The sequence below is a fragment of the Candidatus Eisenbacteria bacterium genome (genome assembly GCA_018831195.1).
GTDB lineage: Bacteria > Eisenbacteria > RBG-16-71-46 > CAIMUX01 > JAHJDP01 > JAHJDP01.
In genome coordinates this window covers 1-11,898 of record JAHJDP010000071.1, presented here as the reverse complement: position 1 = coordinate 11,898, position 11,898 = coordinate 1, and the positions used below count along the sequence as shown (strand labels likewise).

11 protein-coding genes are annotated in these 11,898 nt (G+C 49.7%); 4 read left to right on the top strand and 7 right to left on the bottom strand.

The window, feature by feature from the left end; translation table 11 throughout:
- Both tnpB and KJ970_12060 read left to right on the top strand, forming a co-directional pair.
- Positions 1-256 (top strand): IS66 family insertion sequence element accessory protein TnpB (gene tnpB / locus KJ970_12065; protein MBU2691652.1); only part of this gene is annotated, 256 nt, incomplete at its 5' end.
- A 15-nt stretch (positions 257-271) separates the two neighbouring features.
- Positions 272-1,837 (top strand): IS66 family transposase, encoded by a 1,566-nt coding sequence (locus KJ970_12060; protein MBU2691651.1) that lies wholly within the window; start codon positions 272-274, stop codon positions 1,835-1,837.
- A gap of 167 nt (positions 1,838-2,004) precedes the next feature.
- Here the strand turns inward: KJ970_12060 and KJ970_12055 are convergent, their stop codons facing one another.
- From KJ970_12055 to KJ970_12035, 5 genes are all read right to left on the bottom strand, one after another.
- Positions 2,005-2,610 (bottom strand): hypothetical protein, encoded by a 606-nt coding sequence (locus KJ970_12055; protein ID MBU2691650.1) that lies wholly within the window; start codon positions 2,608-2,610, stop codon positions 2,005-2,007.
- A gap of 381 nt (positions 2,611-2,991) precedes the next feature.
- Complete coding sequence (locus KJ970_12050; protein MBU2691649.1) at positions 2,992-4,746, bottom strand: restriction endonuclease; 1,755 nt, start codon at positions 4,744-4,746, stop codon at positions 2,992-2,994.
- 240 nt (positions 4,747-4,986) lie between these two features.
- Entirely contained in the window at positions 4,987-5,631 is a 645-nt protein-coding gene (locus tag KJ970_12045) for a hypothetical protein (protein ID MBU2691648.1), read from the bottom strand.
- The gene (locus KJ970_12040; GenBank protein MBU2691647.1) at positions 5,628-6,296 is read right to left on the bottom strand and encodes a hypothetical protein; all 669 of its coding nucleotides are present in this window, start codon (positions 6,294-6,296) and stop codon (positions 5,628-5,630) included. The genes KJ970_12045 and KJ970_12040 overlap by 4 nt, the downstream gene beginning before the upstream one ends.
- A 141-nt stretch (positions 6,297-6,437) precedes the next feature.
- Positions 6,438-7,502, bottom strand: coding sequence for a type I restriction enzyme HsdR N-terminal domain-containing protein (locus tag KJ970_12035; GenBank protein ID MBU2691646.1), 1,065 nt, complete (start codon positions 7,500-7,502; stop codon positions 6,438-6,440).
- Positions 7,503-7,868: 366 nt separating this feature from the next.
- On the opposite strand from KJ970_12035, the gene KJ970_12030 reads away from it, so the two are divergent.
- A complete protein-coding gene (locus KJ970_12030; GenBank protein ID MBU2691645.1) occupies positions 7,869-8,429 on the top strand; it encodes a hypothetical protein in 561 nt (186 codons plus the stop codon).
- Between the two features lie 923 nt (positions 8,430-9,352).
- Here the strand turns inward: KJ970_12030 and KJ970_12025 are convergent.
- On the bottom strand, positions 9,353-10,948 hold the full coding sequence (locus tag KJ970_12025) for a T9SS type A sorting domain-containing protein (protein ID MBU2691644.1): 1,596 nt from the start codon (positions 10,946-10,948) through the stop codon (positions 9,353-9,355).
- Between the two features lie 161 nt (positions 10,949-11,109).
- Entirely contained in the window at positions 11,110-11,427 is a 318-nt protein-coding gene (locus KJ970_12020; protein MBU2691643.1) for a hypothetical protein, read from the bottom strand.
- A gap of 138 nt (positions 11,428-11,565) precedes the next feature.
- Here KJ970_12020 and KJ970_12015 point away from each other — a divergent pair.
- On the top strand, positions 11,566-11,898 hold a 333-nt coding region (locus KJ970_12015; protein ID MBU2691642.1), incomplete at its 3' end, for a site-specific integrase.

The window sequence follows — 11,898 nt, the reverse complement described above, 5'->3', positions numbered from 1 at the left end:
TTTCAATGGATTGATATCGTTGGTTCAAAACACATTGAGCGAAGATCCTCTCTCGGGAAGTCTTTACATGTTCATTAATCGACGGGGCAATTATGTGAAGGCTGTATATTGGGATCGTACAGGTTTCTGCCTATTCGCAAAAAGGTTGGAGCGAGGTCGATTTGTGATTCCCGGCAGCGCAGAAACATTCGAGCTGAGTGAGCAGAAATTTCGCCTAATATTGGATGGAATTGTGCTTGGCACGGTTAAACATTAGTTGTATAAGGAGAATATGACGCATGAAAACAAAGCCGCATCCATGACCAAAGAAGAGGTCGTTGCGCTGTTAAAATCTCATGAGGAACTGGCCCTGCGTGTGGCTTGGTTTGAGCGTCAGCTATTCGGCACGAAGTCTGAGCGTCGGATCATGGATGATCCGGGCCGACAATTGACACTCGGAGAGATCGGCCGAACAGGGGTTTCTGAACCACCGGAGATAGAGATACCGGCTCATCGCCGTCGCCGTAAGAAGCCGTTGTCAGAGACGGATCAGTCCCTGCGTTTTGATCCATCGGTCCCGGTGGAAGAGATTATAATCGAGAACAAAGAGATCAAAAATTCCGAGGATTATACAGTTGTAGATGAGAAGGTCACTTGCCGACTAGCCCAACGTCCCGGTTCCTATGTCGTTCTGCGCTACGTACGCAAGGTTTATAAGCGCAAAGACGATGCGACATTCTCATGTGCGCCTGCGCCGCCGGCAGTTTTTGAGAAGAGTTATGCGGACGTGAGCTTTCTGGCGGGTCTTCTGATTGATAAATTCATTTATCACCTGCCGCTTTACCGCCAACATCAACGACTCGAGGCTGCCGGTGTTCATTTGGCGCGATCGACATTGACGAATCTGGTTCATCGGACAGCTTTGCTTTTGGAGCCGATCTATGACGCTCAGTTAGGATCGATTCTCGCGAGCAAAGTTTTGGCGTTGGACGAGACCCCGATCAAGGCGGGACATAAAAAGAGGCCGCCGCCGCAACGGGGGAAGATGAAGACGGGATATTTTTGGCCCCTTTACGGGGATCGCGACGAGATTGCTTTTTCCTTTGCGGAGACACGCGGCAAAATCGTGGTCGAAAACCTGCTGAAGGATTACAGTGGCGTTCTGCTGACGGATGGCTATGAGGTTTATGAGCGCTATGTCGAGAAAATAAATGGGATCGTGCATGCTTTGTGTTGGGTCCATACACGCAGATATTTTGATAAAGCGGAATCAATGGATCCGAAACGGGCCGGAGAAGCGCTGGCTAAGATCGCTTTGTTGTACGAGATAGAGGCGGCGATAAAACCCAGGGGATTCTCACCGGAAAAGGTACTTGCAAAACGGACGGAACTGGCTAAACCGATCGTCGATGACTTTTTCGAGTGGTTGCGCGAGACACTGAACACAGAGATTTTGCTGCCGTCTAATCCTTTTACAGAAGCTGCTCGTTATGCTTTAGCGCGGGAGGATGGCTTGCGAGTGTTCCTGGAATACCCGGATGTACAGCTGGATACGAACCACCTTGAACGTGCCATTAGAGTCATTGCGATGGGCCGGAAAAATTATCTATTTTGTTGGACAGAAATCGGTGCGAAGTACGTCGGCATCATTCAGAGTCTGCTTTCCACCTGCCGCGTTCAGGGCATCGATCCTTATACGTATCTGGTGGATGTTTTGCAAAGGATTGATACTCATCCGGCGAGGGAAGTTGAATTATTGACGCCAAGGATGTGGAAGGAGAGGTTTGCGGGTGATCCGCGCCGCTCGGATATTGATCGCATACCGGCCCGAAATGCAATTCAATTTACGACTCCGTGAAATGACCGCTTACATGAGAAATGTTGTGACTGCCGTCATTCGATCCAACCTACCCCAGAGCAGCCCCCAGGCCGCCCCAGCCTCAGCCGGATCGGGGGCCGGGAGCGAATCGGGCCGGAATGGGTGGGCGGGGCGGAGTGGAATGGGCCCCCTCTATTAAGAAATGGTTAGTCCGTTGTGCTGTAAGCCATTGATAGGATCTTGTCTTCCAGAACACCCGATGATTGGCAAGTTACGTCAGCTGCTTGTTCACTGGTGCCCCAATTGCTCGCATGCGGCTGATTTGTGCTAAAATTGACTTCATGGTTTGTTGGGGGTAGGGTGCCCTGCTCCTGCACCGAGCCGAATGCGTTTTCTCCCGTCCAAGAAGTAGTTACCGCGATGTTCAGCAGAAATTTGCAATTTACTGAGACAAGGGTTCCGCCTTCACCTGGGGCAACATATATGTTTATTCTCCCCCCCAGTCGGGCCTCACGGTTAATATAATATGTTATCGGAAGATTATTATAAGTACCTCCCGACGAAGCGACTTTATAGCTATTAGACCCTGCAATCGGATAATTATATTCGAGCACTTCAGATCCTCGTTCGTATGTCCGGTGACTTTCGCCGCAGTCAACATAGTCCTCAGGGCTCTCCACAGAGAAGGAAACATTAATAAGTCGAGACTCCTTGTCTATGTTATTTATGACAAAAAAGCTTCGGGACAGCTCCCGAACAAGGGTATCCCAAACGCTCTCAAAGGGCGCATTTACAATGACCTCGTTCTCCATGGTCACTGGCTCAGGCGGAGTGGTTGAGAGAGTTGAGTGCCCCGTCGAGGCGCAACCTACAAGAACAAGATTACTAATGACCAAGCAACACAGACAAGTATATTTCATATCTCCCCCTTCGTCGCGCCCATCAACACAGTCATCTGAAGACACTATAAATTCACTTGATGTACCCCACTATGGACAAGGTTGACTAAATATCCCCCGTTTTATGTAGACCAGACATAACGACTTCCAGGATCGACGGCTGACCTCCGGCTTTATCGCGGATTGGCCTTTAAAGGTCGGTACCACATCTGGTACTTCTTCAAAACACATCCACTGGAAATCAGCCATGATCACGTCTATCTCAATGTCCACCGAGATTCTATCACCATTCTCCTAACCCTTCATGATCTTCTTGGCCTCGGCCACATTAATACGCGCCTTGTGGCCATGCTTCTCAAGCAAGGACAAGAGGTTGTTACCATTCAACAAGGTGATTGGTTTGTCTTTGGCAAACTCGTAAGAATCCCTACCGTAATCAGATGTTGTAACCAAAATTCCCTTCGTCGCACCCTCATTCATGACTGTGCCATAAAGATCACGCACGGCAGCCACGCCCACGACATTCGTATATCTCTTTGCTTGAATGACGATCTTTCCTCCTCGAATCGGATCAGGATCGAACGCAATAGCATCTACCCCGCCATCAGAACTTGCTTGCGTAACCTTGACCTCTCCTCCGCTTCCCGTGAATTCTTCCTCGAATAACTCGCGAATTAGATGCTCGAAATCATCCCAATGCATTGCCGCCAGGTTAACCGATTCGTCAAGCCCAGCAACAATGTCCCTTCCACTTATGAATCGCTTATCTGACTTGTCTAGTTTGATAATTGGTGGAATCGGTGTGAGATCGGAAAGCGCAATCGCTGCGATACCCCTTAAGTGTCTGAAAGTTGCCTTTGGGTCAACTTGTGATAAATCAAACTCCATGAATGCTTCTTTCTTCGCGAGAACTGACATTATCGCCTTTGTTTCCTCAACACCTGTTGCCGGATTTGTGCTTGTGACAAGACCATTGAACGCTACTGCGTCTAATGCATTAGCCGTATCAGCCTCAAAAAGCTCGTGGATGGTACGAACACAAATCTGATAAACGACGCTGTCGTACAGGGCCTTTTGCTCTGCTCGACTGATATGCTTCTCAGCGATCTCGTCCCGCGCCTTGATATACTTATATGAATCGATCGTTGGCAGTCGCCCAGGTGCTGGCAACTTATACTCGATAACAGCTATTCGGCTATCCTCCCGATATTCAAGGATCCAGTTTTTGGGGAAGTAGTCTGGATATTCTGATCCATTCAAAACAAGATCACAGTATTCCTCAACGGCCGTAGGATCTGCATTGTTATAGCGTTCCTTTATGCTCTCGATGATATCATTGTCCCGTCTCTTTTCTGCATCGAATTCTGCCTTCTTCTCATCATAATCCGAAACCGACTTCGCGAAATGCTCCTGACGATTGGCATTCTCCTTATCAACCTGTTCGATTGAAGAGCGCCACTGATCCAGCCTACGCCGCAAGTCCTCCTCAATGGTTTTTCCACGAAATAGTCTACTCAGGAACCCATAATCGCTCTTTACCCTTTCAAGTGTCGGCTTTTCTGGGAGTGCTTGATTGCTGAAACCGGTAGGTCTGCCATGCGAATTGAATTGAATAAACTCAGGTAGATTGCCATCTGAGAAGAGCTGCTCTGGTTTTACCCGAAATTTATCCTTACGCTTAATGGCATTCCAGTCTACGGCATCATCGATATCAAGTGTGTGTTCCAGGAGGCTGCGAAGATCATCCAGGGCCTCTTTCGCGTCGCTATTCAGCTGGTCAACAGATTCAGCGCGATATTCCTTGTGCTGCCTATCAAGATGACGTTGGTATTTTACCTCCCAAGCGGTCAATGCTTCATCTAACTTTCCTCTCAACAAATGGAAATCCGTTGATTTCAGCGACTTTGAGAGATTGAGTTCAACGCAGTCGATGTCCAGACCAAAGCTCGTTGGATATCCCTTGGCGTTGTGGTTCCGATAGGGCTCACCTATCCGAACCTTACCGACGAGTAGATCTGGAATGATATAGTTAAAACCGAGTTCAGTCATCCTCTCCCTCCCTTAGTCATCCCTATAAGATGGAAACTCCCCCACAGCTCTCGCCTATGGGAGATCCATTAATGATGTGGATTCCATTTGTTGAATAGCATGACAACTCGATTTGGCTATTCGGCGCTCTGTTAACCTACGAGCGTTCTTGGCGCGTCCTTCGCCCACTCTCATGTGCGCGTCCATTCTCCCATAAATGCGAGGGGTGTGACAAGGGCCCTCGTCGGGTTAATTAGGCCGCTAGGTGACCCTTGAAATAAAGTACTCTAACAGCCTACCTATGGCCCACGAAAGTATCCCTCCCACAATTATTGCGCGCCAGAGTCGCCTCGCTATTTTCGCTTTTAGGGAGTTCCTTTTTTTGTACTCTTTTATATCTCTAGTTACTATTAATCTCTCTGTTTCTCTGCTATAACGACCCTTGTAGACTATTGGTATGTCAGTCTTGGCCAAGGCGTGTAATGCAGGTCCTTCGAGCAAATAAGGTCCCTTTGAGGTGTATGCATAAATCGGAAACTTCTTTTCAAACAAATCACAAATATCATTAATTAGTCTCAACCCGCTCAGGTACTTATCATTGACAGCATCAATCTCGCTTGCGGTTGCTTTTAACTCCTTCGCCTTCATTGTAACTTTACTCTCAATATCTTCTGATTGCTTCGGGGTGTCATAAAAAAACAAATCCACAAACAGGGCGGCCGGTTTTCTGTTTTCCAATTTATCCAGCACTTCTTGTGGATGAAGGAATGTCTTCACATTCCAGGCTGCCCCATGGGCCCTCTTAAAGCTGTCAAGATTTGATTGAAGATCATCGACATACCAGATCTCGGGGAGTGAAATTATTTCTGGATCCTTGCCATCAATCAAGTCACCTTTGTCTGTCATTTTTGATCCACCTCCCCAAGAACATACTCCACAAATCGTCTTCCAAGTGGCGGGATTTCAATTGAGTAATTTTGGTATCCTGGTTCGCGGATTGCAGGAGCGCCAGGGATATGTAGGAGGTTGAAGGCATTTAACTCGCCTATTAGACCCATTAGGAGTGACGGCGCCATAGGAAGAACCTCCTTGTTAAGCTCCTCGAATGTAATTCGGGTTGGCGTGGTTGTCGCCGCCTGTCTATTACTCATTTTTGCTAGCTTGTTTGCCTGGCCAAGGATTTTGACAGACCCAATGGATAGCGATTCAAGGCAGCGTACAAAATGATCTATTTCCGTATAGTCCATTTTCTCACCATCCCCCGACTTCAAGAACATATTTGCTAGCAAGTTGGCTGCACCCCTAAGCTTTGCCTCCTGGTGGGTTCGGACAATAATCAAATAACAAGATTTAAAGAGTTCGACGAATTCATCCTTGTCAACCACATCAGAATCTAAGCGCTCTTCGAGGCTTTCTACCCTTTCCTTGAGATACTCAAGGGTCTGATCGATGGCTTTTTGTGTGGTCGTCAGAAGGTAGTCGCCAATAAGACTAGAAATCGGCCCTCCCACAAATGGAATCAGGTTGGAGGCGGCCTTTGCTATTGATATTGCATGTTCGCTTTTTCTCATTTAAACTTTCCTGTTCACCTAAAGTTCTGTTAACTCGCGAGGATCATTGGCGCGACCCTCGCCTACCTACCTCAGCATCAAAGCCTTCCTCGGCTCACTCATTCCCTCTCGATGTGTCAAGCTGAAGAAATAGATACCGCACTAACGCTTCCTTTCCAGGCATTCCTGGCGCAAATAGTCCATCTCCTTTAACTGTCCATCTGCGTCCTTAAACCGCCAAAAGGTCCAGCCGTTCGTTTGGGGGTATTTGCGTCCCGGTCGTGTTCCGATGATTGAGGCGCGGGCCATGCCCGCCGCGTTGGATAGCGAGTCGTACGTTTCTCCAAGACAGGAAATTTGACCGTCATTTCGGATCTGCGCCGTCAGTAGCCTATCCTTGTAGGTTCTCTCCAAATCCAACGGGGGGCGAATAAGGCCAGCTTCAATTAGATTCCGAACCGATATTCCAACGGGCGGTTTGCCGATTTTCGGCTCCGAGCTTACATTTCTGGATTTCCGATGCCTGTCGGTTGCTTTTCCTGAAGACGTTCCCGATATTGTCTCGACGGGAAAATCCAGTTGAAGTCTGGCACGCGCCAGTGACGCCCGTATCTCCTTGGGAGATAAATTGGGGGTTTGCTTCTTGATGAGACGAATGAGGCCGGCGTCGGTGTCAGTGGCAAAGAGATTTTCGATCGCGATGTGTACTTGTTTGTCCACATAGTGAGCGTTCCAGAGAACCGCGATTCGGTTCTCCTCCATGCGGCTTTTTGAAAGAAGCCCGAGAGTTTCTTCGGCGGGCGATTGCTCCTGCGTAACTCTGATGGTGCGGAACAATTTGTCTTCCACGGCTACAGGGGCATGTGCATTGTAGAGCCGATATTCATCTCCGTTAGTCAACACGACCCATTCGACACCAGCGACCGCGGCGTAGCCCATGATCTGATTCGCCCATCGGCGATCCTCCAGGTTTTGTCCCAGCGCCTTGGCTTCTATGAATAGGCGGGGAACACGGAGAACCAAGAGTGCGTAGTCGACCGGCTTATCTCGAGATCTGCGCCTATATTCCCTCTGGACCTCCTCAAAATCTTCCACATCCCATCCGAGCGTCCGCAGAACGGGTTCCACCAATGTCGCTTTGGTATTCTCTTCATTAAGCTGCCTCGAGCCGCTATGTCGGGCTATTCGAGACCGCACCTGATCTAGTGCTTCTTTGAGTTCCCGCATCACTGCACGCCCCTCTCAGAGTAACGTTCATGTCCGGCCAGGGAAATCTCACATGAGAACATACAGAGCATGGGGGGCCGGGGCAACTCCAACAGTCTTGTCCCATCTATCCCCCCATAGAGCTGCGCTCCTTGCTCCAAATTGGTTATCGGGCTGAATCTCTATAACAGGTTGTAATAGAACAGGATAGGCGACATCAGAGCGACCGATTGATATCTCCACAGAGTTCTCCAGCCCTTTGATCCACACCGAATCCACCCCTTCGAGTCTGGAGAATGAAATATTTCACGAGATTGTCTTGACAGAGTATGCAGTGCATGCATAAATGATGCATAATCAAGACAGGGTTAATGGAGGAGGTGAGCGGTGGCCGAGAAACACACGGGAACAACACGAACGACAATCTCTGTCCCGGCAGACCTCAAGCGACGCATGGACAAGGTGACCGAGCCGGTCAACTGGTCCGCCCTCGCTTGCCAAGCTTTTCAAGGGAAGCTGGCAGAGATTGCCTCTAAAAAGGAGAAAAAAAACATGAGTGACGTAATTGAACGCCTGAGAGCATCGAAGAGATCGTCAGACAGTGAGTGTTACAAAGACGGCTACGCTGCCGGTCAGGAATGGGCAAAAAACAGAGCTGAAGCCAGGGAACTTGAACGTCTGGACTCTCTCCAGGCACGGCTCGCCCACGAACCCTCCTATGGCTGGAATGAGTATTTTGATTCCGATTATGGTAGTTCCGCCTACGGCCTGGGTGAGCGTCTTTACTTTGACTTAGACCCCGAATACAACGGAGACAGATCTGCCGCCAAGGATTTCTGGGAATGTGTCGTCGGCGAGAAAATCTCATCTGACTTACCTGACGAGTTCATCCGCGGGTTTGCGGAAGGAGCCCTTTCCATTTGGAACGAGGTACAGGGCAAGCTGTGATCAGTTGCTCTATCCAGCTCCGGGGACGAATCACCTAATTACTAGCGGGTGCTGTCGGCATTGGAGCTAATGGGCGGGGATCATGATGCGGTGCCTGTGCCCATGACCCACTATCACCGGGCATGAGCTTGGCCACGAAGGTCCCCGCTTTCCGCTGCATTAAATTGCTGGCGAGGCATGGCTTGGACACGGTTATACATTGCGGCCAAACTAAAAGTATTACATTCAATGCTTAGCGCTCCCTGAGCCAGCCATAACATTAACCGGATTGCAGCAGCGCCTAAAATGTTGCCGCTCGATCACGGCAAGCTATCACTTCGCCCCAGAACGCATCAAGCCCGCACCGCACGGTAAATGATGGAATGACGGGCCTTTCAGAACACTTCGCGGATCGGGGGCAGGCCGGGCAAGACCCATGCGACTTGAACATTCGTTCGGCTTTTACATTGCGCGCGCTTTCACAATTTCGCGAGTTATACATTCACGTCCGGTTTCCATCCAAGGACGACGTCCAATCAAGGGCAGTTTGGGGGCAGCTGGGGCCGATTCTGGGCCGCGAGGGTCATTTCAGAGGCAGATTTGGCGGTTCCGGGGCGCAAAGGGGCATTTGAACGGCAGAATTTCGGCCCTTTTTTTCATTTCCGAGGAATCTGAGCTGACCTCAAACACAGGCATCATCCTGCACCATAAAGGGTTAGCCGATCCGGCCTGTTTTGGAGGCGATGCCGTTTGGCTGCCCGGATGCCGTTTTCATGTCCCAAAACGGGCTGTTTCCAGAGGGTCGATGCCGCAAAAAGGGCACTTTCGAAAAGGGGCATGCCGCAAAACGAGGGTTTACTCAGAGGCCGATGCCGCAAAATGGGGGTCGCATAGGTCAACCGGCCAGGCGGCACCCACCATCCCCCTCTAATTGTCCGAACCGATTATCGAATCCTGATGATTTTGCCAATGGCGGAATTTCCTGGTATTTGCACCCGGTAAAAATACACGCCCGGTGCGACCGGATTACCCAGATCGGACCTTCCATCCCAAATCCATTCATGGAAACCCGTCGGAAGATTGATAGAATAATGGCGATGCATAAGACGACCACTGCAATCGTATATTTTCAGACTGGCTCCTCCCCCAATCGGATTCCAAAATTGCATGCGCACAGATGAAACAGCTGGATTTGGATAAATGCAGGGTCTGAAGGAACTCACAAGAACCACATCTGGATCCAGGGCACTAATATCCTCATCGTCAATATGTATGGCCACAATGGCATCAATATCAGCCCCGGCCGCTGGAGGCTCAACACCCTCATCAGGCAGTATGTCGGTTATTCGAACGTATGCTATGTTGTCAACGCCTATCGATCCGAGGTCAAATCCCACTGTTCCACCGGCACCCTCGCCCAAGACGGTGAAATCAATTCCGTCCTCACTGACTTCAACAAGGAAGTTCTCCTCAAATTCATCTTCGGCAAACCGGCCATTCCTGTCGCCTCCTAGCTCATGCACGAATAAGTCGAGTCCACCGCCATCAATAATAATCTGAGGGAAGAAAATGGTAGCTGAACCCTCAGTACCCAAAGACGTTCCGACTCCATCTGGCGAGCCAAGCATGGCATCGCCGTATTGATCGTCTGTACCTGATCCAGGTATGAACTCCTCTACTCCGCCTCCACCCGCTGATGAAGGCCACCATCGAATCCGATCCACGTAGTAGCCGCCAAAGAATGGGATTGCTAACCCCGGCCATTCTTCAGGAGGATGGACTGCCATAAGCGAATCAAAGTAGGCAGTTGCGACTGGATCATAAATCACATTTTCGCCGATGATTACATTTAGAGTATCAGTACCATTATGTGAGAGTCGCCCTTGATCTATAGCTAGATATTCATCAAGGAACTCTACATCGATCAATGGATCAATTAAGACATTTCCTCCTCCACTTGTGCCCAAATACCCAGCCCAATTCGTGCTGCCTTCATAGATCCCTTGACTGAATTCAACGTTCATGAGTCCTATAGTGCTAGTATCACGAGCGACAAAGCCAACGACGCCTACGTCCGTAATTGTACAGTTTTGCAGATACCCACCACTGCATTCAGGTCCATAATAGTCAATGCCTGCACCAGCATTTTGGAAATAGCAAGATTCAAAGATTGCTGGACAGTCTATGACCCGGACAACGAGATCACCAAAGCTCCCGCTACCCCTAAAGTTAAAGCCATTAACCTTCAGCTCACCGGCGGCACGAATGTAAAACAAAAGGCCGGGCTCTGAATTTGGTTTTTGTACAGTTGCCGTCTCGGACGCAAACAAGAACAGATCCCTACTTCCAATACCTTCTAATTCAATCCTAAGGTACTCTGAATAGGTGCCAGCGGCTACCCTGACTGTATCCCCATCGTTCGTAGCATTAATGGCGGCTTGAATTGATGAATACTCGACTGGTACGTCCAGTATCTCTCCAAAGGAGGTGGTAATAAATCCGGTCAGGCAAAGAAAGAGTATAAATAGTTTCTTTCGCATTTTGACTCCTTGTGGAGTTTGTCAATCACAATAATTGAATAGAACTCGGTGGATGTTTTCATCTCTGGGTTATTATACTGTAACTTTCTGCATCCGTCTAGATGCTCAACTTCTTGGTCGCGGAGGTCCCTTTTTTCATTTGCTTATTCATTGTTTTCTTTCTATGAGTAAGATTGCTTAAGGCAACCCGCCTCAAAAAGCAGCTTCCCGTCACCATCCAGGATCTCGATGTACCGAACCTCCTCCAACTTGGCCCCAATCCCTGCGTTAGCGATGGCCTGTGCGGTGAGACGTCCATAAGCCTCGATCTCGGCCTCCTTCCGGTCAGTGAATAGCGTGGGATTCCGGTCCATCGTCAGCCCGCCCTTGAATTGCAGATCCAAGCCCCGCAGCGTGGTCTGAAACAGGATATCGTCCTGCTCGCTCTCGGGCCCTGCGTCCACAACGACCCATATTGAATCATTCGGTCCTATCCTCATTATTCAGCCCTCCTTCCTGGTCCAAGCAACGCTCCTCCCGCCCCGGATATCAAGCTGAAAACGCCCTATTATATTGTTGCAGAATCACTTGACTCCTGCCGACCAACCAAGCAACGAATGGATCAGGAGGAGGAAACCATGTCTAGATTAAGCCCCCAAACCCTGACAGCCGACGAGCAGAAGGCCCTGTTGCAGACCAGCTCCGGCCATCAACGGGATCACATTATAGTAGCCCTGGCCCTGGGCACCGGCCTGCGCCTGAGCGAGCTGGTCGGCCTCAATGTCGGCGACATCTACTTCCCCGATGGCGCGGTCAGAACTCGCATCCGGGTCCGCCCCGAGATAGCCAAGCGTGGCCGGACCGGAGATGTCATCATCCCGGATATGCTCATGCCGAAGCTGAAGCGGTTCTGGTTGTACAAAATGGATCGCGGTGAGTGTCTTGAACATTCTGCCCCGCTCCTTTGTGCC